The sequence below is a fragment of the Saccharospirillum sp. MSK14-1 genome (genome assembly GCF_003054965.1).
Classification (GTDB): domain Bacteria; phylum Pseudomonadota; class Gammaproteobacteria; order Pseudomonadales; family Natronospirillaceae; genus Saccharospirillum.
The window spans coordinates 188,729-213,166 of the sequence record NZ_MIES01000033.1; the positions used below are offsets into that span (position 1 = coordinate 188,729).

Consider the following 24,438-nt stretch of genomic DNA (forward strand, 5'->3'; position numbering starts at 1 on the left):
TGTACATTTGAAAACTTCTGATGCTTTTTTGATCTAATATGACTGCCTTCCACACCGTTCCGGTTTTTAAACTCTATGGCGAACATCAGGACTGGCCGACGCCGGACCTGCTGCATTGCGAAGCCATTGCTGAACGCAGCCAACCGCTCGATTGGGTGATTCGTCCACATCGTCATGCAGGGTTGTTTCAATTGCTCTATCTGCGTCAGGGGCGGGCTCGGGTACAACACGAATCGCAGGTGCATGAGTTGGGGCCCGGCGGACTGGTGGTGGTGCCGGAAATGAGCGTGCACGGTTTTGAATTTGATGCCGACGCTCAGGGGCTGGTGCTGACGCTGGCCAATCCTTTGGTGCAACGCTTGGGTGAGCGAGTGAGCACGGCTTTACTGACGCAGCTGTTTGCCGAGTTTCGGCTCTGTGCACTGGTGACTTCGCCACAGCATGCGGTCATTGATGATGCGCTGTGGCAAATACACAACGAATACATTGCTCAAGCGCCGGGTCGGGCGGCATTAATGGAAGCGCTGTTGGCCGCCTTGATGGTGCATTTGATCCGCTATTGTCTGCCAGCCGGCGGTTTGCTGGTCGAACCCGCTATGACCGGTGTCGATCATTTCGGTGACTTCAATCGGTTGATCGAACAGCACTATGCCGACGGCTGGACGGTCGCTCGCTACGCGCAAGAGTTGGGTGTTACCACGGCGCATCTGAACAGTATCTGTCGGCGCACGGTGGCACAGTCGGCGTTGCAGCTGGTGCATCAGCGTATCTTGCTCGAGGCCAAGCGGTTGCTGGTCTATACGGCCCAGACGGTGGCGCAGGTGGGGGACCGTTTAGGCTTTAGTGATCCGGGATATTTCACGCGGTTTTTCAAACGCCAGACAGGCCAATCGCCACGCGACTTCCGGCGCGTTGCCGGAACCTCACGTTGGTGAGTGTTAATCGTCGTTGGTGCTCAGCGCTTCGCCGCAGAAGCGGCAGTGGTCGGCGTCCATTTCATGCCCGGTTTTGCCACAGCCAGGGCAGCCGCGGGAATCGCGTTTGATGCGAATCTGATTGGCAAGTTCTGCGGTGTAGATGCCGGTGGGCACGGCAATGATGGCGTAGCCGGTAATCATCACCGCCGAGGCAATAAACTGCCCGATGGGCGTGAGCGGTGTGATGTCGCCATAGCCGACGGTGGTCAGTGTGACGATGGCCCAGTAAACCGAGCGAGGGATGGAGGTGAAGCCGTTGGGTGGCCCTTCAATCAGATACATGATGGAGCCGAACACGATGACCAGGGTGATCACTGCGTAGAGGAACACCAGTATTTTTCGGTAGCCGGTGCGCATCGCCTGCAACAGCATTTCTGCTTCGTTGAGGTAACGAAACAGCTTGAGCACTCGGAATACGCGCAGAATGCGCAGGATACGAATCACCAGCAGCGAATTCACCCCTGGGATTAACAGGCTGAGATAGGTCGGAATGATCGACAGCAGATCGACGATGCCGAAAAAGCTGGTGGCGTAGCGCCAGGGGTGGCGAACACACAGCAAACGCAATCCGTATTCGATGGTGAACGCCAGGGTAAAGAACCATTCCAGTCGCACCAGCGTTCGGCCGTGTTCGGCCTGAACGATGCCCACGGTTTCCAGCATCACGGCGGCGACCGACATTAAGATGGCGATGATCAGCGCAATATCGAAGGCTTTGCCGGGGGCGGATTCGGCGCCGAAAATAATGTCGTTCAGCGCCAGGCGCCAGCCAGCCATCGGTTCTGGCTGGTCGGCTTGTCGGGCAATGTGAAAATGATCGGTACGGCGTTGGTTCATAAAATGGCGTGAATCAGAAGGCTTCACCGACGCTGATGGTAAAGCCAATGCTTTCCATATCGACAACCGCAATATCGGCGCGAACGTTAAAGCGCGAATCGGCCAGGGTGGCGTAACGGATGCCGCCGCCAACGGCGGTATGGAAACGACGCCAGGCAAGATCGTCCGGGTCGTCAGCGACCTGCGCCGCGTCAACAAAGCCGGTGACCGCCCAACGGTCGGTCAGGGTATGGCGATACTCGCTTTGCAGACCGAACAGATGCTGACCAATCCAGAGGTTGCCATCGGCGCCGCGCAAGGACGATTCGCCGGACGGTCGCGGCAACCGTGAGAAGGGGGTGTCGTCGTTGCCATAACCATAATTGACGCCCAGAGCGATCACGTCGCTGCCCAGCGGCAGGTATTGGCTGGCGGCGGTATCGAGCCGGGTAAAGGTGTAGTCGCCACCGAGGGATTCGCTGTACTGACGCAATTCGGCCTGTGCCAGGGTGCCACGGGTGGGCCAGTCGCGATCGTCAGTGGTGTTCCAGCTGGCGGTGATGCCGGCACCTACGTAAAGGCCGCCATCAAACCCGGTTTGCGCATCGCTGAGCAACGGGTTGTCGACGTCGTCTTCAATGTCTTCGGATTCAACAAAGAGGAGTCCACCCAGGCGCAACGCCGGCATCACTGCATAGGCGGCGCCAGCTTCGGCGGTGAAGGCGGTCAGTTCGTAGCTTTCTTCTTCGGTATCCAGATCAATGTCGTTGCTCTGGCCGTAGTAGGGCGTTGGCCAGTACATGCCGGATAGGCCGCCGGTGAGGTTCCAGTCGCCACCGGCCACAAAAAAATCAGGACTGATTCGGGCTTGGTATTGGCCTTCGCTGGTGCCTTGCAGCAGAAACGCCAGACGATCCTGAGGTTCACCCTCGGCGGTTTGGGCAAACTGATGCAGCGCATAGACACCGTACTGAAAACCGGTTTCGGGACTGGAGCCGATGGCCGGTAACAATACCCAGCCGGCCGGTTTGAGTTCTTCCGCTTGTGTGGCGCCCAGGGACAATGCCAACGCGCAGGAGAGGGTTTTAACTGGGTTCATATCCGGGTCTCGAAGTCAGCTTGGCTGGCAGTGTACCCAGCGCTGGCGGTGTTTGGAAAGCGTGAGCTATCGGTGTTCGTCACCGTCGATATAATTCCGCTGGCCGATGGCGACCCTGAGCTTAATGTTAGGCTATGGCCGTTTAAAGACATCATCGCAGCGCTGACTGGCAGGAGAATGAATGAAGCAGACTCTGGCTGCGCCGGTAGCGGCGGAACTGGTCGTCAAGAAAAGTCGGTTTCTGGCCTGGGTTGAGCCAGTGGCGGATAAACAGCAAGCGCAGCATCGTCTGGCGCAATTGCGTCAAACCTATCCGGATGCCCGCCACCTGTGTTTTGCCTTTTCTGCGGGCGGCGATTCGGGCATGAGCGACGATGGCGAGCCGTCCGGGACGGCGGGCAAGCCTATGTTTAACGTGCTCAGCCATAAGCGGCTCGACAATGTGCTGGCCGTGGTGGTGCGTTATTTTGGGGGGATCAAGCTGGGAGCCGGTGGTTTGGTACGGGCCTATGGTGGCGCGGTATCGCAGGCATTGGAACAGGCGAATTACATCACCTTGGAGGCCCAGCACGGTTTAACGCTGAGCGTCCCTTTTGCGTTGGAAAGTGAGGTGCGACGTTTACTCGACCAGTCAGGTCTGACCGCCGAGCAGGTTGATTATGGCACCGAGGTGACGATGACGGTGCAATTGCCACACAGTCAGCTGGAACGCTTTACAGAAGCATTTAACGCCCTGGCGCCTGCTAATCCGGCCGTGATACTGACTCCGGCGGATTGACACCGTGACGCTCTAAAGCCCAATCGAGATGCTCGCGAACCAAGTCCGACACTTCATTACGCCGTGCCATTAGCGCCTCAACGATGGCGGGTTGCGTGGGGGCATTGCCCAACGCTACCGCCAGATTACGCAACCATTGCTGGTAGCCGATGCGGCGGATTGCTGAGCCTTCGGTGTACTCAAAAAACTCAGCTTCGCTCCATTGAAATAAAGTCAGTAGATCAGCCTGGTCGAGGTTGTGACGTGGCTCGAAGTCGCTTTCCTGAGTGGTTTGGCTGAACGAATTAAACGGACAGACCATCTGACAGTCATCGCAGCCGTAAATGCGGTTGCCCATCAGCGGGCGTAATGCCGGGTCGATGGAACCGCTGTGTTCAATGGTCAGATAACTGATGCAGCGCCGGGCATCGAGCACGCCTTCAGCCACAAAAGCGTCGGTCGGGCAGGCGGTCATGCAGCGATCGCACGACCCGCAGTGTTCGGTCTCAAACGGTGGGTCGATCGGCAGGGGCAGGTTGGTAAAGAGTTCGCCCAGAAAAAACCAGGAACCTGCTGTGTTATTCAGAAGCAGGCTGTTCTTGCCCAACCAACCCATGCCTGCTTGTTGCGCCAGTTGTCGCTCCATCACCGGTGCGCTGTCGACAAAGGCGCGAAAACCGTGTTCGCCGACCCAGCTCTCAATGGTGCGGCCCAGTTGGGTTAACCGTTTACGCATCACTTTGTGGTAGTCGCGCCCTAAGGCGTAACGCGAAATATAGGCTTTGTTGGGGTCATCGAGGATGGCTTGCATCGGACCGTCGGGCCGATAATCGAGCCGCACTGAGATGGCGCGTTCGGATCCTGGGTGCAATTGGGCGCCATCGAAGCGTTTATCGAGGTTGCGCTCCATCCACTTCATATCGCCGTTGTAGCCTTCGGCCAGCCAGTCTTCATAGGCCGGTCGATGCGCTTCGGTATTGGCCGAACCAATATGCACCGCCTGAAAACCCAGGGCGCGGGCTTCAGCTTTGATGCGCTCAGCGAGGGCGCTGAGATCCAGAGCATCGATGCGGGAAGCAGAAACGGACATGGCGGTGGTGACAAGGCGGTGGCTGGAACAGGGCGCAGTGTGGTCGTTGCGCCCGGTATCGTCAATGCAACCGCGCCACGTCGACCTTTGGAGCGCCTCTATGGAGTGTTACACTGCGCGCCAACTGATCTGCCCCGGGTTTGGAGAAACCGCTTGTACCGCCTGACTGTCGATGAATCGCAGATGCCCTTGCTGGGCCAAACGCTGGCGCGTGGTCTGATGCATCTGAACGGTGCCAGACTCTATCTGGATGGCACACTGGGTATGGGCAAAACCACCTTGAGTCAGGCCATTATTGCTGGCTGTGGCTGGACTGGCCGGGTTAAAAGCCCGACCTATACGCTGGTCGAACCTTATGAATGCGAGTCGATCACAGTAGTCCATTTTGACCTGTACCGACTTGCCGACCCGGAAGAATTGGAATTTATTGGTGTGCGAGATTATTTAACCGACCACACCGCCTGGCTGGTGGAATGGCCGGAGCGCGGCGCTGGGGTCTTGCCCGACGCCGATGTCGTGATACATTTCAGCGAGGCTGACTCCGCCCGGAGTCTGGCGTTCGAGCCCGCGACTGAGCGGGGTCAGAGTCTGATTAAATGGTTGCAGCAAGAAGGGGAATGCGCCTGATGCATCGGTTGTTGATGCTGCTCGTGATGTGCGTGCTGGCACCAGTGTCCTTAGCTGCGCAGATTGAAAGTGCGCGGTTGTGGCCCGCGCCGGATAACACGCGTCTGGTATTGGATTTGAGTGGCCCGGTAGAACACCGCGTTTTTACACTGTCCAACCCCAGTCGCGTGGTGGTGGATATTGAAAGCTCCGATCTGCAAATCTCCTTGGCGTCGCTTGATTTACAACGCAGCGGTATTCAGCGCATTCGCAGTGGTGCCCGCCCCGGTGGCGATTTGCGCATCGTGCTGGACCTGGATACCGACTTAACGCCGCGCAGCTTTACCCTGAATCCGAATGAACAATACGGTCATCGTCTGGTGCTCGATCTGGAGCGACCCAGCGGTGAAGCGTTGCAGCCGCGTGAACAACAGGTCAGTAAGACCGTCGGCGATCTGAACGGTCAGCGGCGCAATATTATTGTCGCCATTGATGCCGGCCATGGGGGGGAAGACCCGGGTGCGATTGGTGGTCGTGGCACCCGCGAAAAACACATCGTGCTGGCGATCGCCCGTGAACTGTATCGGCAATTAAGTGATGTGGAAGGCTTTGAGCCGTTCCTGGTGCGTACCGACGATTACTACATTTCACTGCACCGTCGTCGTCAGATTGCGCGTGAACACAACGCCGATTTATTCGTGTCGATTCATGCCGATGCGTTCACCAGTCCGCGTGCGTCCGGAGCGTCGGTGTTTGCGCTGTCGTCCGGTGGTGCGACATCGACCATGGCGGCGTATCTGGCGAACCAGGAAAATGAAGCCGATGTCATTGGCGGTATTAATGGCATCAGTCTGGAAGACAAAGACGAGGTGCTGAAATCGGTGCTGGTCGATTTGTCGATGACCGCCACCATGCGCTCGAGTCTGGATGTCGGCAGCCGCGTCTTGGGTGAAATGCGCAACGTGGCGCGCTTGCATAAGTCGACAGTGGAACAGGCGGGTTTTGCCGTCTTGAAGTCACCCGATGTGCCCTCCATCTTGGTCGAAACCGGGTTTATCTCCAACCCAACCGAGGAAGCTAATCTGGGCTCAGCAGGCTATCGCCGACGGCTGGCGAGTGCGGTCCGCGACGGTGTGATCGACTGGTTTAACGATAACCCGCCACCGGGTACCTGGATCGCCTGGCAACAGAGCAATGGCAGCGATGGTATGCGTCGTTACACCGTGGTCAGTGGCGATACATTGTCGGGCATCGCCACGCGCAATGGCACCTCGGTGGGCCGTTTGCGCGAAGTGAATCAATTGCAGGGCAGTGCCATTCGTATCGGTCAGGTGTTGTTGATCCCTGAGGCCTGAAACAGCGTTATCGTTACGTCAAAGCGGCGGCAACGTTGCGATGACCCACAAGAGTTCTTATGAAACGAATACAGATACTGACGCCGCGTCTTGCCAACCAGATCGCTGCAGGCGAGGTGGTTGAACGACCGGCGTCAGTGATCAAAGAATTGCTGGAAAATTCGCTCGATGCCGGTGCCAATCGCATCGATGTGGAGATCGAAGCCGGTGGCGTGAAGCTGATGCGTGTGCGCGATAACGGCGGCGGTATTGGCCGCGATGATTTGCCGTTGGCACTGGCGCGCCATGCGACATCGAAGATTCATAATCTGGACGATCTGGAGGCGGTTTCCTCGCTGGGTTTTCGCGGTGAAGCGCTGGCGTCGGTTGCCTCCGTCGCCCGTTTGCTGCTGACCTCCAAACCCGCCGATCAAGATCAAGCCTGGCAAGTGAATACCCACGGACAGGACATGGACACCGAAATCAGCCCGGCCGCGCATACCGACGGAACCAGTGTTGAAGTGCGTGATCTGTTTTTTAATACGCCCGCTCGCCGCAAGTTTTTGCGCACCGAAAAAACCGAATTCAATCACCTTGAAGAAGTCATCAAACGCCAGGCGTTGGCACGCTTTGATGTCGGTTTTGCATTGCGCCACAACAATCGCACCATTCATTCGTTGCGCGCGGCGACCACCCAGGCCGAGCAGGAGCGTCGCGTGGCGCAATTGCTCAGCGCTGACTTTATGAACAATGCCTTGGTTATCGATGTTGAAGCCGCCGGTTTGCGTCTGACCGGTTGGGTCGGTCTGCCGACGTTTTCGCGTTCCATGCCCGATATGCAGTACTTCTTTGTGAATGGTCGCGTGGTCCGGGACAAGGTGATCGGTCATGCCGTTAAGCAAGCCTATCGCGATGTGCTGTACCACGGTCGGCATCCTTGCTTTGTGTTGTATCTGTCGCTCGATCCGGCCGGTGTGGATGTGAACGTTCATCCGACCAAGCACGAAGTTCGTTTTCGCGATCAGCGTCTGGTGCACGATTTTCTGTTCCGTCAGTTGCACCGGGTGTTGGCCGATGTCAGGCCCGACGCCAACAACGATCCGGTCATGGCGCGCACGCCACAACCGGCGCCGGCAACGGGTTTAGAGGCTGGTGAATTTGCCGGTCAGCAGCGAATGGATATGTCGCCGCAGGCCTATTCGTCATCGTCCTTTGCGCCGCAAGCCAACCGTTCGGAAAGCTCGGTTAATGATCAGATTGGGTTTTATCAGTCGCTGCAATCGAATCCGCAACCCGGCGCGCGTTTAGACGGCCTGGCGTTGAATACTCCGCCCTTGCCCGAAGCAGTCGATGATGTGCCGCCCTTGGGGTTTGCCGTGGCGCAACTGCATGGCATTTATATTTTGTCGCAAAGCCGGCTGGGGTTGATCGTTGTCGATATGCACGCGGCACACGAGCGCATTACTTACGAGCGGATGAAGACCCAATACGACCAACAAGGCGTGCAGGCGCAGCCGGTGTTGGTGCCGCAAAAACTGTCGGTCAGTGAGCGCGAAGCCGATACCGCTGAAGAGTTTGCGAACCTGCTGGCGCAATTTGGTCTGGTGATTGAGCGGCTGGGGCCGGAAGCGTTGATTGTGCGTCAGACGCCGGTTTACTTGCAGCAAGCCGAAGTGGAGCCGCTGGTGCGTTCGGTGCTGGCCGACTTTATGGTGCACGATACGTCGGACGCCATCATTGCCCGGCGCGACGAAATTCTGTCCACCATGGCCTGTCATGGCTCGGTGCGCGCCAACCGCAAATTAACCATTCCTGAAATGAATGCCTTGCTGCGGGACATGGAGCGCACCGAGCGTTCCGGTCAATGCAACCACGGTCGACCCACCTGGACTCAATTGAGTCTGGACGAACTCGACAAGCTGTTTTTGCGAGGGCGTTAGTGGCGACCGACCTCCCCCGCGCCATCTTTCTGACCGGACCCACCGCTGCGGGTAAAACCGATCTGTCGTTGATGCTGGCCGATGAATTTAACGGTGAAATTGTCAGCGTTGATTCGGCGCAGGTTTATATCGGCATGGATATCGGTACCGCCAAGCCGGAGGCCGCCATTCAGCAGCAGGTGCCTCATCATCTGATCGATTTGTGCGACCCGGCGGTCAGCTATTCGGCGGCCAATTTCCGTGAAGACGCGCTGACGGCGATGACCGATATTACCGAGCGCGGGCGAGTGCCGATTTTAGTCGGTGGGACGGCACTGTATTTCAAAGCGTTGGTGCAACCCATGGCGGCCATGCCGCCGGCCGATGCTGAGGTCAGAGCGCAATTACAGGGCTGGCTCGACGCTGCCGGTTTGGAGGCATTGGTGGCTGAGCTGCAGGCCGTCGATCCGCAGGCCTGGGCACGCATCGACCGACAGAACCCCCAGCGAGTGTTGCGTGCGCTGGAAGTGCAGCGCATCAGCGGACGTCCCATTTCGGAATTCTGGGCGGCGTCGGCGCACGATGGCCGCGGCGGGCTCAGTGAAGCGGCATTGGATGATTTCCCCTGGCAAGTCGTCCAGTTTGCAGTCTCACCTGATGAACGCTCGGTTCTGCATCAACGTATTGAACAGCGTTTTCAAAGCATGCTCGAAATGGGCTTTGAGGACGAAGTGGTGCGGCTGTTTCAGCGCGGCGACCTGCACCTGGATCTACCATCCATCCGCGCCGTCGGCTATCGTCAAATGTGGCAGTATCTGAGCGGCGAGCTGGAATACCGCCAGATGACGGCAGCAGGCATTGCCGCGACACGTCAGTTGGCAAAGCGTCAGCTCACCTGGATGCGGGGTTGGGAGGGTTTGAACTGGTTGGATTCACAAGCGGATGACCTGTTCGATCAGGCGCGGCAAAGGTTGCGTAAAAAGGTTACGTAAAGCGAAATTTAGGTGACTACCGACCATCCACAAGGCTCAGCTTTTCGCCTACAATACGCCCAAGATATTCGTGATTGCGATCGGGCCGGTTTGAGTGGCTGTCAATCTGAGCTTGCCAAACGACCCTGCCAGACTTTTTGTTCGCCGGGCGCCCTCCAACTCTGGAGGCAGATGGCAACGCTGGTGCTAATCACGTGGCGCTCGAATTCATTCGGGCGGGAACGATACTTATAATCCTTCATTAAAAGGAGTCCAACATGTCAAAAGGGCACTCGTTACAAGACCCTTTCCTGAACGCCCTGCGCAAAGAGCGCATCCCTGTCTCCATCTTTCTGGTTAACGGCATCAAGTTGCAGGGTCAGATCGAAAGCTTCGATCAGTTTGTCATTCTGTTGAAGAACACCGTCAGCCAGATGGTTTACAAACATGCCATTTCAACCGTCGTTCCGGCCCGTAACGTCAAAATTGCCCATGAAGGCGATGAAGCGGTGGCTGAATAAAGCCGGCGTCGACGTCCTCTGTCTGGATAGCCCGGCGAAGCCGGGCTCGGAGAGCCTGATTGTTTTTTGAACGTGTCGAAGGTGGGGACCGGGCTGTCCTGGTCCACATCGACTTTCCCGAGTCCGACGATCGGGAAGATCCCCAGGAATTTGAAGAACTGGTGGTATCGGCGGGGGGTGAACCGGCTGCTTTTATTGGCGGTTCGCGTTCCACACCGCATCCGAAGTATTTTGTCGGTCCCGGTAAACTGGATGAAATCAAAGCGGCGGTCGCCAGTACCGGCGCTGACGTGGTGTTGTTTAACCACAGTCTCAGCCCTTCTCAAGAACGTAACGTAGAGCGCGCCGTTGAATGTCGCGTGCTCGACCGTACCGGTCTGATTCTCGATATTTTTGCGCAACGCGCCCGTACTCACGAAGGTAAGCTGCAGGTTGAGCTGGCGCAGTTGCAGTATCAAAGCACGCGCTTGGTTCGAGGCTGGACCCACTTGGAGCGTCAGAAAGGTGGTATTGGTTTGCGCGGTCCGGGTGAGACCCAGCTCGAAACCGACCGCCGCTTGTTGCAGGCGCGCATCAGCAGTATTCATCGCCGTCTGGAAAAGGTGGAGAAACAGCGTAATCAGGGCCGCCGCGCACGCAGCCGCTCCGATACGCCAACGGTTTCGTTGGTCGGTTACACCAACGCCGGTAAATCGACGCTGTTCAATGCTCTAACGCGTTCTGAGGTCTATGCTGCGGATCAGTTGTTTGCAACCTTGGATCCGACGTTGCGTCGCCTCAGTATTCCTGACATGGGCGACATTGTGCTGGCCGATACGGTAGGATTCATCCGGCATTTGCCACACAAGCTGGTGCAGGCATTCAAGGCAACGCTGCAGGAAACGGCTGAGGCCGATTTGCTGCTGCATGTGATCGACAGTGCCGACGAAGACCGGGTTGAGAACATCGAGCAGGTTGAAGCCGTATTAGAAGAAATTGGCTCGCTCGACATACCCCGGCTGGAAATTTTCAACAAAATCGACCTGCTGGATGACTTCGAGCCGGCGATTGAACGCGACGATCAGGGCATGCCGGTTCGCGTCTGGGTTTCTGCCCAGCGTGGTGATGGCCTGGCCCTGATTCAGGCGGCCATTGCTGAACGGCTGGGTGATGACATCATCGCCCAGCAACTGGCATTGGCGCCAAGCGAATCGGCATTGCGTGCCGCGCTCTATCAACAGAATGCGGTGCTGGGCGAAGCCTATGACGATGCCGGTAATGCCTTGCTGGATGTGCGCATTCAGAAGAAAGACCTGAAGCAACTGGTCAAGCACAACGGACTCGATCTGGAGCGCTTTGGCCTGGCAGAACCCAAGGCATTTTTTGAACATTGATGGCGGGCTTTTTGAGCATTGATGCAGTGCATCGCCCGACATCGAAACGGACGGAACACTTGAGAAACGGAGACGACCATGGCGTGGAATGAACCACCAAATGGCAATAATAACGATCAGGATCCCTGGGGGAACCGTCGCCGTCGTGGCAATAACGATGGTCCGCCGGATCTGGACGAACTGTTAAAACAATTCAACGACAAACTGAACAAATGGTTTGGCGGTGGCAAAGGCAACAAGGGCGGCGGTTCCAATAAAGGTGGCGGCTCAGCCGGCGGCCTGGGTGCCATCATCGGCATCCTGGTGGTGCTGGTGGTCGGTTATGCCGTTTACGACTCCATCTACACCGTTGATGAATCCGAGCGCGCCGTCGTGTTGCGACTGGGTCAGTTCCACGCGTTGGAAACGCCCGGGCTGCACTTCAAGGTGCCCTTTATCGATACCATTGACCAAAAGGTGAACGTCACCGAAGTCCGTTCCTACCGGCATCAGTCGAGCATGCTGACCGGCGATGAAAACATCGTCTCGGTCACCATGACCGTGGAATACCGTGCTGTAAACGCGCGCGATTTCGCATTGAACGTCCGCCAGCCGGAAACCTCATTGGCGAATGCGGCTGAATCGGCGCTGCGCCATGTGATGGGCAGTGCGACCCTGGAGCAGGCGCTGACGGTTGGTCGTGACGCCATTCAGGTGGCCGTGCGTGAACGTCTGCAGAACTACCTGACGTCTTATAACGTCGGTATTGAACTGGCGCAGTTGAACATCAACGACACCTCACCGCCGTCGGCCGTGCAGGATGCCTTCGATGATGTGATCAAGGCGCGCGAAGACGAACAGCGTCTGATCAACGAAGCTCAGGCTTACGCCAACCAGATTCTGCCGGTTGCTGAAGGTAATGCCCGTCGGCAATTGGAAGAAGCTCAGGGTTACAAAGAGCAGGTGGTGGCACGCGCTACCGGTGAAGCGGATCGTTTCCGTGACATCCTGGCGGCTTATAACGAAGCACCGGACGTCACTCGTCAGCGCCTGTACCTGGAAACCCTGTCGAACATCTACGAAAACGCGCCCAAGGTGCTGATGGATGTCGAGAACGGTAACAACATGATGTACCTGCCGCTGGATCAGCTGCGTCGTAACGCAACTGGCAGCAGCGGTGGCAGTGCCAGCGGCGGCGGTAACGGCGGTGGCAGCGACATTAACAACCTGTCGAGCGGCGAAATCCGGAATCTGACCGATCAGATTCTGGGTGAGCTGGATCGTCGTCGCAGTAGTAACTGAGGAGCGAGACAATGAGCAATCGTAATGCCCTGATTCTAGTCGTGCTCGCCCTGCTGGTATTTGTCGGTATCCAAAGCCTGTTTGTGGTCACCGAGAAAGAGCGCGCGATCAAACTGAGATTCGGTGAAGTGGTTCATGCGGATTTACCGCCGGGTCTGCACTTTAAGGTTCCTTTTGTGGAAGATGTGCGCAAGTTCGACCGCCGCATCATCACCCTGGATACCGATCCGGAACGCTTTATCACCAGCGAGCAGAAAGGTCTGGAAGTCGACGCCTACATTCAATGGCGCATCGACAACGTGCGTGACTACTACACCGCCACCAGCGGTGGTGACATGTTCCGCGCCAACTCCATTCTGGAAAGCCGCATCAACTCCGGTCTGCGCGATGCCTTTGGTTTGCGCACGCTGCGTGAAGTGGTCTCTGGCCGTGGCCAGGAAGAGCCGCTGTCGACCGGTGGTCGCATTGAAGATGAAGGTGAGCGTGATCGTCTGATGCGTCAGGTGACTCAGCAGATCAACCAGTTTGCTGACGGCCTGGGTATTGAAGTGATCGACATCCGCATCAAGGCCATCGACCTGCCGCAGGAAGTGTCGCAGGACGTGTTCAGCCGGATGCGTTCCGACCGTGAGCAGGAAGCGCGTCGTTTCCGTTCCAACGGTGAGCGTCAGGCCGAAGAGATTCGCGCCTCCGCCGATCGTCAGCGTACGGTGATTCTGGCCGAAGCCTTCCGTGAGGCCGAGCAGCTGCGTGGTGAAGGCGATGCCGAAGCATCGCGTATTTACTCCAGCTCGTTCAGCCAGGATGAAGACTTCTACGCCTTCTACCGCAGCTTGCAGGCTTATCGTTCCAGCTTCAGCGACGGCAGCGACCTGATGGTGCTGGATCCGGAAAGTGACTTCTTCCGCTTTATGCGGGATCAGAACGGCGTCAATTGATTGGCCGCGAAGCGCTAGACGGAAGACGGGAGACGCTGAAGAGCAAAAAACCTTTGGGGGTTTCCCGTCCTAAGTGTAGAATTCGTTAACCGGGCTCCTTGCCCGGTTTTTTTGTGCCCAATGAATGGTTTTGGCGCTGTAAGCGTGCCGTCTTGGGGTTCTTTAAACGCAGATCGCAAATGGAATAGTGTCCTGGCATGACCATCGCTGAACGCTGGCTGTTACCGGACGGCATTGAAGAAATTCTGCCGCCGGAGGCCGCACGCATCGAGGCGCTTCGCCGCCTGTTGCTCGACGAATACCGCGCCTGGGGGTATGACCTGGTCATACCACCGAACGCCGAATACCTCGAATCTCTGCTCACCGGTGTCGGCCACGACCTGGATCTGCTGACCTACAAGTTGACCGATCAAGCCACTGGCCGATTGATGGGCCTGTCGGCCGATAAAACCCAGCAAGTTGCCCGTATGGATGCGCATTCGATGCCGCGCCAGGGGGTTTCCCGTTACTGCTATTCCAGCGACATTCTGCACGCACGTGCGACGCACTTGCTGTCCAGCCGCAGCCCGATTCAGATCGGTGCTGAACTCTATGGATACTCGGGCACCGAAAGCGATGTCGAAATCGTTTCGCTGATGCTGACCTCTTTAACGAAGGCGGGCTTGGCCGATGTTTCACTGGACCTGGGTCATATCGGCATTTACCGCGCACTGATTGAAGGGGCTGAGCTGGGCGCAGATGCCCAGGCCGAACTGTTTGAATTGCTGCGCTTACGGGCGCTGCCGGATTTACGCGCCTGGCTGCAAACGGCCGAATTGGATGAGCGCTACAAAGGCTGGCTGGCCATGCTGCCCGAATGCCATGGCTCGATTGAATCGCTCGTCGGTTGGCGCGATGCGTTTACAGGCGCACCGAAGGGCGTGTTTGACGCTTTGGATACGCTTGAAGGCATCGCGCGCTTGTTGCGCGAGCGGTTCCCTCAATTACGCATCCATCTCGATCTGGCGGAACTGCGCGATTACAACTACCACACCGGTCTGGTGTTCTCGGCCTTTGTGCCGGGTTTCGGTCAGCCGGTTGCCAAAGGTGGTCGTTACGACGCGACGGGCAAAGTATTTGGCCGGTCGCGTCCGGCGACCGGTTTTTCGTCCGATCTGAAAATTCTTGCCAGCCAGACCTTGGGTCAATGGCGTGAAGCCGCGGCCATTCTGGCGCCGGCGGCAGGCCCGGCGGGATTGGATGCGAAAATTACCGAGTTGCGAGCTCAGGGCGAGCGAGTGATTCAGGTGTTCAGCGATCAGACGCATCTGGAAGAGCTGAACTGCGATCGTGAACTGGTACAGCAAGGCGAAAGCTGGACCGTACAACCTTTAACTAAGCAACAGGCAAACTAACGATGGGCAAAAACGTTGTCGTACTCGGCACACAATGGGGTGACGAGGGCAAAGGCAAGATCGTTGATCTACTGACCGAGAAAGCGGCCGCCGTGGTCCGTTTTCAGGGTGGCCATAACGCCGGTCATACGCTGGTCATTGATGGTGTCAAAACCGCACTGCATCTGATTCCATCCGGCATTCTGCGCCAGGGCGTCAGCTGCATCATCGGTAATGGCGTCGTGCTGTCCATCGAAGCGCTGTTGACCGAGATGGCCATGCTTGAAGAGCGTGGCGTACCGGTGCGTGAGCGCTTGTCGATCAGTCAGGGTTGTCCGCTGATTCTGCCGGTGCACATCGCTCTGGATCAGGCGCGTGAAAAGCGTCGTGGCAACGCCAAGATCGGCACCACCGGCCGTGGTATCGGTCCGGCTTACGAAGATAAGGTCGCGCGTCGCGGCGTGCGTCTGGGCGATGTGTTCCAGGACGATTTCGAAGCCAAGCTGACTGAGTTGATGGACTACCACAACTTCGCGCTGACCGGTTATTACGGCGAGCCATCCATCGACGTTCAGCAAACGTTGAAGGAAACCCGCGAACAGGCAGAGAAAATCCGCGACATGATCATCGACACCGTCGGCAAGGTGCACGGCATCCGTGAAGCCGGTGGCGATATCATGTTCGAAGGCGCGCAAGGTTCGCTGCTGGACATCGATCACGGCACCTATCCGTACGTGACCTCGTCCAACACCACCGCCGGTGGTGTGGCAACGGGTTCCGGTGTTGGTCCGCTGTATCTGGATCAGATCATGGGCATCACCAAGGCTTACACCACGCGCGTCGGTGCCGGTCCGTTCCCGACTGAGCTGTTTGACGACGATGGCAAGCATCTGGCTAAACAAGGCAACGAATTCGGTACCACCACTGGTCGCCCGCGTCGTTGTGGCTGGTTCGATGCCGTGCTGGTGCGCCATTCCATTCGCATCAACTCCATCAATGCCATCTGCCTGACGAAGCTGGATGTGCTCGATAACCTCAAGACCGTTAAAGTCTGCACGGGTTATCAGGATGAGAACGGTCAGGACGTGGAATGGCCAGCATCCGCAGAAGCCTTCGAGAAGGTCACGCCGGTCTATGAAGAGCTGCCGGGCTGGCAGCAATCCACCGTTGGTGCGCAATCACTGGACGATTTGCCGAGCGAAGCTCGCGACTACATCGCCTACTTGGAAAAAGCGATTGGCGCGCCCATCGACATTGTGTCGACCGGTCCGGATCGGACCGAAACCATTGTGTTGCAGCATTCGTTCGACATTAAGTAACGACGCACAGCATACCGATGGCACTGGGGTTATACTGATCTAAGGTGAAACCAATCCAGTGCCATCCAAAATTCATTTAAGGACACTTTCCTATCAGTCGAGATTCTCACGCTGACCCGCACCATAAGCGGGAAGCTGCAAAATACGAAAACCCCATTCCCAGCCGGGAATTCATTCATGCCCACCTGGAACAACGTCAGGGTCCGGCGACGCACCCTGAGTTGTGCGCCGAATTGGGCCTCACCGGCGAAGACGATATCGAAGCGCTGCGCCGCCGTCTGATCGCCATGGTTCGTGACGGCCAATTACTGTGTTCGCGTAAAGGCGCCTTCGGCCTGATCGATAAGATGGACCTGATCAAAGGTCGCGTTCAGGGTCACCCCGACGGTTTTGGCTTTCTGATTCCTGAGCAGGGCGGCAAAGATTTTGTGCTCACTCACCGCCAGATGCGTTGCTGTTTCGACGGCGATGTTGTGCTGGCGCGCAAAGGCAAGCGCGATCATCGCGGTCGTATTGAAGCCATCATTACCGAAGTTCTGGAACACAATACTCAGGAGCTGGTCGGGCGATATTCCAGTGACGGTGGTTTTGGCCGTGTGCTGCCGGAAAACCGCCGCGTCAGTCACGACATTTTGATTCCACCGGGCGATGAAGCCGGTGCTGAAGACGGCGATGTGGTCGTGGTCAGCATTATCGAACAACCCAAAATTCGTCGTCAGCCCGTCGGCAAGGTCAGTGAAGTGCTGGGTCAGCATATGGACCCGGGGATGGAAATCGACATCGCCTTACGCACCTATGAAATTCCGCACACCTGGCCGTATGAAGTCGAAGAGGAAATCACCGGTTTAAGTGAAACGGTGGATGATGCGGATAAGGCCAACCGCATCGATCTGCGCGACAAAGCGTTCGTCACCATCGATGACGAAACCGCACGCGATTTCGACGACGCTATATACGCCGAATCCATTAAAGGTGGTGGCTGGAAACTCTTTGTCGCCATCGCCGATGTGTCGCACTACGTCGAAGTGGGCTCGCCACTGGACGTAGAGGCGCGCTCGCGAGGCACCTCGGTATACTTCCCTGAGCAGGTTATTCCAATGCTGCCGGAAGTATTATCCAACGGATTGTGCTCGCTGAATCCTAAGGTAGATCGGCTGACACTGGTCTGCGAAATGACGGTTAGTGCCCGCGGCGATCTCCAGTCTTACCGTTTTCTGGAAGGTCTGATTTATTCGCACGCCCGCCTGACGTATTCCAAAGTCGGGCCTGCCCTGGACCCGGAAACCGCCACCGAAGCACGGGCCGAGATCGAACGCGATCACGGTGCGGCGGTGTTGAAAAACATCACCACCTTGCGCGAGCTGTTTAAACTGTTCCGTTTCCAGCGTCAGCAGCGCGGCGCCATTGATTTTGAAACCACCGAAACTCGCATCGTTTTCGATGACGACCGCAAGATCGATCGCATCGTGCCCAGCCAGCGCAATGACGCCCATCGTCTGGTCGAAGAATGCATGCTTTCAGCCAACGTTTGCGCGGCGGACTTCCTGCAGCAGCTGGAAATTCCCTGCCTGTATCGAGTGCACGATGTGCCCTCAGCCGAACGTCTGGAAAATCTGCGTGCGTATCTGGGTCAACTGGCACTGGACCTGTCCGGTGGTGAAAAACCACACGCTCGCGATTATCAGAAATTACTGGCCACCATTGCCGGTCGTGAAGACTTCAATCTGATTCAGACCATGATGCTGCGTTCTATGAACCAGGCGGTCTATCAGCCTGATAACATCGGCCACTTCGGTTTGGCGTTCGAGGCTTACACCCATTTCACCTCGCCGATTCGCCGTTATCCCGATTTGCTGGTGCATCGTGCCATTCGGTCGGTCATTCGTTCGAACAAAAAAACCAAGCTGGTCAGCCGTGTTGATGGCGCGCCCAAGATGGATGCGCAGACCATTTACCCTTACGACTATGCCGCCATGCTGGAATTGGGCGAGCATTGCTCCATGACCGAACGACGCGCAGATGAGGCGACCTGGGACGTCGTTGCCTGGTTGAAGTGCGAGTATATGAAAGATCATGTCGGTGATGAGTTCGAAGGCTCAGTATCTTCGGTCACCAACTTTGGCCTGTTTGTTCAGCTCGACGATGTTTATGTCGATGGCCTGGTTCACGTCTCGTCATTGCAAAGCGATTATTACCAGCTCGACGAAACCGCCCACCGCCTGATCGGTGAACGCACCCGTGTCAGTTATGGTCTGGGGGATCGCTTAAAAGTACGAGTGGTTCGGGTTGATCTGGATGATCGCAAGATTGACTTTGAATTAGCCGATGCCGAAGTACGCAAGGTCAAACACCCGGGTCCAGCGGCGGGTAAGAAAAAAGCCGGCGCTAAAAAAACCGGTGCCAAAAAAGCACAGTCCGATAAGCCCAACCGCAAGCGTAAACGGCGTACCTAAGGTTTCAGTTGATGTCTGACGTTCAATGGATTTATGGCTTGCACGCTTGCCAGAGCGCGCTGGAAAACCAAGCTGACCGCGTTCGCGAACTGGTGTTACTCAAGGGCCGACAGGATAAACGCATTCAGGCGGTGCTCGATCAAGCGCGTAACAGCGGCGTTAAATTCCGGTGGCTGGAACGCGATGCTTTCGAGCGCCTGGTGCATCAGCAGCAATTGGGTGATGCACGTCATCAGGGTGTGCTGATTCAAATGCTCGCAGCGCCCGTGCTCGACGAAGCCGGTCTGGATGCGTTGCTCGATGGCCTGGATCGACCGGCCTTGTTACTGGTGCTCGACGGCGTTACCGACCCGCATAACATTGGTGCCTGTCTGCGTTCGGCCGATGCCGCTGGTGCCGATGCGGTCATTGTCCCCAAAGATAAATCGGCCAGCCTGACACCGACGGCGGTGAAAATCGCCAGTGGCGCGGCGGATACCGTGCCTTTTGTCGTGGTCACCAATTTGGCACGGACGCTCGAGCAGATGAAAGGCCGGGGAATCTGGATTTATGGCGCCGCAGGTGAAGCAAAAGCCTCCCTCTATCAAAGCGATTTCACGGCCTCGGTTGCTCTGGTGCTGGGCGCCGAAGGCAAGGGTTTACGGCGCTTAACGCGTGATACCTGCGATGGCTTGTTTATGATTCCCATGGCCGGTCAGGTGAGCAGCCTGAACGTCTCGGTGGCGGCCGGTATTTCCCTTTTTGAGGTCGTTCGGCAACGTCTGTCGGGCTGAACGTTCTGGGTGTTCTTTCCTGACGGGCGCTCGGGTAGCGCCCGTTTTGCAGTGTGTCTCACCGGTTCTTCTCAATCGCAGACAAACCGGTATGCGCTCTTTTTATTTCCTGCCTTACGCTTGCGATTTAATGAAGCCGGGGCGAGTCAGTCAGAACTGGGCTTTGCTTGGGTCAATAAAAAAGGGAGCCTAAGCTCCCCCTTTTTTTGGCGACGGATTCAGGCGACCAATTCGTCCAAGAAGCTGGTGCCATAATCCATCGCTGGCAAATCGAAATAATCCGCCAGTGTCTGACCGATGTCGGCAAAAGTGGCGCGCTCGCCGAGGTTGATCGCCTGCAACTGTTTGCCATAGACCAGCACGGGAATGTGTTCGCGAGTGTGGTCGGTGCCGGGCCAGGTTGGGTCGCAGCCGTGATCAGCGGTCATCATTAGGATGTCATCGTCAGCCAAAATCGCCAGCAATTCGGGCAGGCGTTTATCAAAGCGTTCCAGTGCGGCGGCGTATCCGGCAACGTCGCGACGATGGCCGTACGACGAATCGAAATCCACGAAGTTGGTGAAAACGATGCTGCGATCGTCAGCGCCTTTGACTTGCTCTAAGGTGGCGTCGAACAAAGCATCCAGGCCGGTGGCTTTCACTTTGCGGCTGATGCCAACCTGAGCGTAGATGTCGGCAATTTTGCCGATGGAAATCACTTCGCCATTGTTGTCCGTCAGTTTCTGCAAAACGGTCGGACTCGGCGGTGGTACAGCCAGATCGCGACGGTTGCCGGTGCGTTGAAAGCTGTCGGCATCGGCGCCGATAAAGGGACGCGCAATAACGCGGCCGATGTTGTATTCATCCACCAATTCGCGCGCGACCTGGCAGACCTCCATCAGCCGATCCAGGCCAAAAGTTTCTTCGTGACAGGCAATCTGGAACACACTGTCGGCCGAGGTGTAGACGATGGGCTTGCCGGTGGCGCAATGTTCTTCACCCAGACGCTGAATGATCTCAGTGCCGGAGGCATGGCAGTTGCCCAATACACCGGGCAGGTTGCAGCGTTCGATCAGGTCGTTAAGCAGACTGGCCGGGAAGGAGTCCTGTTCTTCTTTGAAGTAACCCCAGTCGTAGAGAACCGGCACACCGGCGATTTCCCAATGGCCGCTGGGTGTGTCTTTGCCGCTCGATAATTCGCGGGCATAACCGAAGCTGCCGGTGAAGCGATCGCCGGTCTGCATTCCGGCGGGAACCTGGCCACCGGCGCTGTCAGTGGCGGCTTGAACCAAACCCAGACGCGTCAGGTTTGGCAGGTGTAAGGCACCGGAGCGGCCTTTATCGGCCTTGCCTTCGGCGCACCACTGGGCGATATGACCCAGGGTATTGGCGCCTACATCGCCGAAGCGATCGGCATCGGCGCTGGCGCCAATGCCAAATGAATCCAGAACCAGAATGATGGCACGTGCCATATCAAACCTCCTCAGTGCGCAAGTCGTTGGTGGATGACGGTCAGGTCATCCACCGGCCGATCGCTGATCGGCATGGCGCTGCGCAATCGTTGTTGCAATTCTACCAACTGGTCGTCGCGGCGCAGATGCGCGACTGCCAGGGGTTCGCCGGCTTCGATGTAGGTGCCGGGTTTGGCGATGTTGGTTAAACCAACCGCCGCATCAATGTGTTGATCGGCTCGGGTCCGGCCACCGCCCAAGGCCACCACGGCCAATCCAATATCGCGCACGGTCATCGGCTGCAAATAGCCGGATTGCGTCGCGGTGATGGGCTTGATAATGGGGGCTTTGGGCAGAACTTCATCCCGTCGCTCCAGAAAGTCAGCCGGTCCGCCCAGGGCACTGATCATGCGCGCAAAACGTTCCGCAGCCGCGCCGCTATCGAGTGCTTGCAGCAGTTTGGCGCGGGCCTGGTCGAGTGAGTCGGCCAAGCCACCTCCGACCAGCATTTCCGCACCCAGCGCCACAGTCACTTCATGCAGAGCCGCGTCGCGCGGACCACCGGTCAGATAATCGACGGCTTCATGCACTTCCACCGCGTTGCCCGCCGAGCGCGCCAGGACCTGGTTCATGTCAGTGAGCAGAGCGGTGGTTTTTACGCCAGCGCCTTCAGCAACGGCGACAATGCTTTGCGCCAACTGTTGGCTCAACTCGGGCGTTGGCATAAAAGCGCCGCTGCCGACCTTGACGTCCATGACCAGGGCATCCAGCCCCTCGGCCAGTTTTTTCGACAAGATTGATGCCGTGATCAAATCCAGGCTTTCCACCGTGGCGGTCACGTCGCGAATGCCATAGAAACGACGATCGGCCGGTGCCAGGTCACCGGTCTGACCGATGATGGCGACGCCGCAATCGCGCACGGTTTGTTCGAATAAAGCATTGGCAGGAAAGGGATTGTAGCCAGCAATACTTTCCAGTTTATCGAGGGTGCCGCCGGTATGACCCAGGCCACGACCAGAGATCATCGGTACAAAGCCACCACAGGCTGCCACCATTGGGCCGAGCATCAGGCTGACAACATCACCGACGCCGCCGGTTGAGTGCTTGTCGAGCACGGGGCCGGGTAAATCCCAGCGCAGTACCTTGCCTGAATCGCGCATAGCAGTGGTCAAAGCAACGCGTTCGTCCAGCGTAAGCCCTTTGAAATAGACCGCCATAGCAAAGGCGCCGATCTGCCCTTCACTGATGGATTCATCCTTGATGCCCTGCACGAACCAGCGCAGTTCTTCCGCGTCGAGTGTCAGTCCATCGCGCTTACGGCGGATGATTTCCTGCGGTAAATACATCTTAGTAACCGCTGCCCGACGGCGCTGAGGGTTCAGCACCCAAGGTGGTCAGCAAATCGTTGAGTAAGCTGGAAGCGCCAAAGCGGAAGTGCTCGGGGGTGATCCATTGAGTGCCTAGAATACGCTCAGCCAAGGCCAGGTATTCGGCAGCTTCAGCGTGGGTACGAATACCGCCGGCCGCTTTGAATCCTACGTCTTTGCCACTGTCGGCAATGGCATTCAGCATGATGTCAGCCGCTTCCAGGGTGGCGTTAACGGGCACCTTGCCGGTGCTGGTTTTTATAAAGTCGGCACCGGCAGCAATGGCGATGTCGCTGGCCTGACGAATGAGCTCAGCACTTTTGAGTTCGCCGCTTTCAATAATGACTTTGAGTTTCACCGCGCTGCCACAGGCCGCTTTGCAGGCGCGGACCAGGTCGGCGGGGCGTTCGCTATTGCCAGCCATCAACGTGCGGTAAGGCAGCACGACGTCGACTTCGTGTGCACCCGCAGCGACGGCGTCGCGCGTTTCACGGACGGCCCGTTCAATATCGTCACTGCCGCCAGGAAAGTTGGTGACGGTTGCGACGCGCACTTGGCTCAGGCCATGTTGGGCCAATGCTTTGCGCGCGACGTCGATAAAGGCTGGATAGACGCACACAGCCGCCGGGCTGCCAAACGGCGTTTTTGCGGAGTCACACAGAGCAGCAATGACGGCGTCATTGTCGGTGTCGTTCAGGCTGGTCAAGTCCATCAGGCTCAGGGCCTGGCGGGCCAGAGAGGCATGGTCTGTCATTTATTGTCCAAATGGTCAGATTATGCGCGGCCATTTTAGGCTCAAGGCCCGGCAAACACAATCGTGTCGCCATTCTTTGTCGGTGGCTTGTGTGGCGGAAATGGAAAGGGCGTGCCGGTGCGGAACAAATGGCGCAACAAAACTTGTGCGTCTAATTCAATGGTTCCGTTCGCAAGACAGTTATTAAACGCTGAAAAAGATGGCAAACTGTCGCCTTTCGATGGACCAAAGAGGTGTGCCCTGCGCCACCTGTTAGGAGACAAGTGTGATTCGAGCCTCGCAGTACGCCATCCTCTGGGTGGTTACCTTGATTCTTTGGGGAGCCTCTTTGGCAGGTCTCCTTTTTTTCGGTTTGGAACCGCTGGATACCCAGTCGTTATTAATTTTGTTGGGCCTGGTTGCTTTGGCCGGTGGCGCTTCTTTGACGGCACTGAACCAATGTCAAAACCGGGTGACGGAAGCGTATAAGGAATTGAGCCGCGTTCGTCGTTCGCTGCAGGAAAGTCACCTGGAGATCGATCGTTATGAATATGAGTCGAAGCAAAGCGCCGACCTGCGACGTCTGGTATTAACCTCTGCTCAGGAAAAAGATCAGGCTCTGGATAGCATGGCGTTGGCCTTGAATACCGCCATGGCCGAAGTGCTGACACTGGCCACATCGGAAGAAGCCGATGCGCGCGATCGAATTAAAGAACGTGCCGAATTGATGCAGCGTTATGCTGAAGATTTACGCGCCTTGGCTCGACTTGAATTGAAATCGGAAGTGCCGCGTCATGAAGATGTGAATTTCCTGAATCTGGTTGAGCGCTTTCTGGATGAGTGGAACCGCTATGGCCGCTCACGCGATGTCAAAATTAAACTGGAACATCAAGAAGACCAATTACCGCTGGTGTCGGATGTTAACTGGTTGCACAACCTTCTGACTCGCGCCATTCAGGCGCTGGTGCGGATGAATCGTGAATCCACCATCGACGTTCATCTGATCGGTTATATCGATGCCGAACTGGGCGATGCATTGCGGGTGACGTTGAATGCTCGTGGTCGTCGACTGGATGCCGAACAGTTGGCATCGTCCGTGTCTGGATACACGCGCATTATCGACCAGGGTGCCGACGTTGGGCCGGGTCTGTCGTTTGTTGTGGCGCGTCGATTGGCGCAGATGCTTCAGGGTTATCTGGAAGTGAACGACAGCGGTACCGGTACCGAAGTGGTGCTGGTATTGCCACGGCGTCTGGATGACGCCATGGACGAAGAAGACGCTTGACGGCGTGATAATTTAAGCGATCA

General features: G+C 57.1%; 21 protein-coding genes. 15 read left to right on the plus strand and 6 right to left on the minus strand.

The genetic code is table 11. From position 1 onward, the window contains the following. The first annotated feature begins 38 nt into the window (after window positions 1-38). Window positions 39-935: a helix-turn-helix domain-containing protein gene (locus BGP77_RS09835; RefSeq protein ID WP_108164570.1), complete on the plus strand. Its 897-nt coding sequence runs from the start codon at window positions 39-41 to the stop codon at window positions 933-935. Window positions 936-938: 3 nt separating this feature from the next. Here the strand turns inward: BGP77_RS09835 and BGP77_RS09840 are convergent, their stop codons facing one another. Continuing rightward, the gene (locus tag BGP77_RS09840; RefSeq protein ID WP_108165936.1) at window positions 939-1,814 is read right to left on the minus strand and encodes an ion transporter; all 876 of its coding nucleotides are present in this window, start codon (window positions 1,812-1,814) and stop codon (window positions 939-941) included. A 13-nt stretch (window positions 1,815-1,827) separates the two neighbouring features. Continuing rightward, complete coding sequence (locus BGP77_RS09845; protein ID WP_108164571.1) at window positions 1,828-2,892, minus strand: BamA/TamA family outer membrane protein; 1,065 nt, start codon at window positions 2,890-2,892, stop codon at window positions 1,828-1,830. Between the two features lie 181 nt (window positions 2,893-3,073). On the opposite strand from BGP77_RS09845, the gene BGP77_RS09850 reads away from it, so the two are divergent. Next, window positions 3,074-3,670: a YigZ family protein gene (locus tag BGP77_RS09850; RefSeq protein WP_108164572.1), complete on the plus strand. Its 597-nt coding sequence runs from the start codon at window positions 3,074-3,076 to the stop codon at window positions 3,668-3,670. Here BGP77_RS09850 and queG read toward each other — a convergent pair. Further along, a complete protein-coding gene (queG, locus tag BGP77_RS09855) occupies window positions 3,636-4,739 on the minus strand; it encodes a tRNA epoxyqueuosine(34) reductase QueG (RefSeq protein ID WP_108164573.1) in 1,104 nt (367 codons plus the stop codon). The genes BGP77_RS09850 and queG overlap by 35 nt on opposite strands. Window positions 4,740-4,892: 153 nt before the next feature. On the opposite strand from queG, the gene tsaE reads away from it, so the two are divergent. The 12 genes from tsaE (at window position 4,893) to rlmB (ending at window position 19,600) form a co-directional block, all read left to right on the plus strand. After that, the gene (gene tsaE, locus BGP77_RS09860) at window positions 4,893-5,366 is read left to right on the plus strand and encodes a tRNA (adenosine(37)-N6)-threonylcarbamoyltransferase complex ATPase subunit type 1 TsaE (RefSeq protein WP_233252336.1); all 474 of its coding nucleotides are present in this window, start codon (window positions 4,893-4,895) and stop codon (window positions 5,364-5,366) included. After that, a complete protein-coding gene (locus BGP77_RS09865) occupies window positions 5,357-6,700 on the plus strand; it encodes an N-acetylmuramoyl-L-alanine amidase (RefSeq protein WP_199224251.1) in 1,344 nt (447 codons plus the stop codon). The genes tsaE and BGP77_RS09865 overlap by 10 nt, the downstream gene beginning before the upstream one ends. A gap of 59 nt (window positions 6,701-6,759) precedes the next feature. Further along, window positions 6,760-8,619 carry a DNA mismatch repair endonuclease MutL gene (gene mutL, locus BGP77_RS09870; RefSeq protein WP_108164575.1) on the plus strand — a complete coding sequence of 620 codons (1,860 nt, stop codon included), beginning with the start codon at window positions 6,760-6,762 and terminating at the stop codon, window positions 8,617-8,619. Further along, window positions 8,619-9,590 carry a tRNA (adenosine(37)-N6)-dimethylallyltransferase MiaA gene (gene miaA / locus BGP77_RS09875; protein WP_233252337.1) on the plus strand — a complete coding sequence of 324 codons (972 nt, stop codon included), beginning with the start codon at window positions 8,619-8,621 and terminating at the stop codon, window positions 9,588-9,590. The genes mutL and miaA overlap by 1 nt, the downstream gene beginning before the upstream one ends. Window positions 9,591-9,847: 257 nt before the next feature. Then, the gene (hfq, locus tag BGP77_RS09880) at window positions 9,848-10,090 is read left to right on the plus strand and encodes an RNA chaperone Hfq (protein WP_108124953.1); all 243 of its coding nucleotides are present in this window, start codon (window positions 9,848-9,850) and stop codon (window positions 10,088-10,090) included. Between the two features lie 59 nt (window positions 10,091-10,149). Further along, on the plus strand, window positions 10,150-11,463 hold the full coding sequence (gene hflX / locus BGP77_RS09885) for a ribosome rescue GTPase HflX (protein WP_108164577.1): 1,314 nt from the start codon (window positions 10,150-10,152) through the stop codon (window positions 11,461-11,463). 78 nt (window positions 11,464-11,541) lie between these two features. Further along, on the plus strand, window positions 11,542-12,744 hold the full coding sequence (gene hflK, locus BGP77_RS09890) for an FtsH protease activity modulator HflK (protein ID WP_108164578.1): 1,203 nt from the start codon (window positions 11,542-11,544) through the stop codon (window positions 12,742-12,744). Window positions 12,745-12,755: 11 nt separating this feature from the next. Then, a complete protein-coding gene (gene hflC / locus BGP77_RS09895; RefSeq protein ID WP_108164579.1) occupies window positions 12,756-13,682 on the plus strand; it encodes a protease modulator HflC in 927 nt (308 codons plus the stop codon). 197 nt (window positions 13,683-13,879) lie between these two features. After that, entirely contained in the window at window positions 13,880-15,076 is a 1,197-nt protein-coding gene (locus BGP77_RS09900) for an ATP phosphoribosyltransferase regulatory subunit (RefSeq protein WP_108164580.1), read from the plus strand. Between the two features lie 2 nt (window positions 15,077-15,078). Further along, on the plus strand, window positions 15,079-16,374 hold the full coding sequence (locus BGP77_RS09905; protein WP_108164581.1) for an adenylosuccinate synthase: 1,296 nt from the start codon (window positions 15,079-15,081) through the stop codon (window positions 16,372-16,374). A gap of 92 nt (window positions 16,375-16,466) precedes the next feature. Next, window positions 16,467-18,827 carry a ribonuclease R gene (rnr, locus tag BGP77_RS09910; RefSeq protein WP_108164582.1) on the plus strand — a complete coding sequence of 787 codons (2,361 nt, stop codon included), beginning with the start codon at window positions 16,467-16,469 and terminating at the stop codon, window positions 18,825-18,827. 11 nt (window positions 18,828-18,838) lie between these two features. Continuing rightward, window positions 18,839-19,600, plus strand: coding sequence for a 23S rRNA (guanosine(2251)-2'-O)-methyltransferase RlmB (gene rlmB, locus BGP77_RS09915; protein WP_108164583.1), 762 nt, complete (start codon window positions 18,839-18,841; stop codon window positions 19,598-19,600). 218 nt (window positions 19,601-19,818) lie between these two features. Here the strand turns inward: rlmB and BGP77_RS09920 are convergent, their stop codons facing one another. The 3 genes from BGP77_RS09920 to deoC are packed head-to-tail and all read right to left on the minus strand — an operon-like array spanning window position 19,819 to window position 23,151. Next, window positions 19,819-21,051: a phosphopentomutase gene (locus BGP77_RS09920; protein WP_108164584.1), complete on the minus strand. Its 1,233-nt coding sequence runs from the start codon at window positions 21,049-21,051 to the stop codon at window positions 19,819-19,821. 11 nt (window positions 21,052-21,062) lie between these two features. Next, window positions 21,063-22,376, minus strand: a complete 1,314-nt coding sequence (gene deoA, locus BGP77_RS09925; RefSeq protein WP_108164585.1) for a thymidine phosphorylase — start codon at window positions 22,374-22,376, stop codon at window positions 21,063-21,065. Window position 22,377: 1 nt separating this feature from the next. Beyond that, on the minus strand, window positions 22,378-23,151 hold the full coding sequence (deoC, locus tag BGP77_RS09930; RefSeq protein WP_108164586.1) for a deoxyribose-phosphate aldolase: 774 nt from the start codon (window positions 23,149-23,151) through the stop codon (window positions 22,378-22,380). Window positions 23,152-23,416: 265 nt separating this feature from the next. Between deoC and BGP77_RS09935 the strand changes: the two genes are divergently transcribed. Further along, window positions 23,417-24,415, plus strand: a complete 999-nt coding sequence (locus BGP77_RS09935) for a sensor histidine kinase KdpD (RefSeq protein WP_108164587.1) — start codon at window positions 23,417-23,419, stop codon at window positions 24,413-24,415. Window positions 24,416-24,438 lie beyond the last annotated feature (23 nt).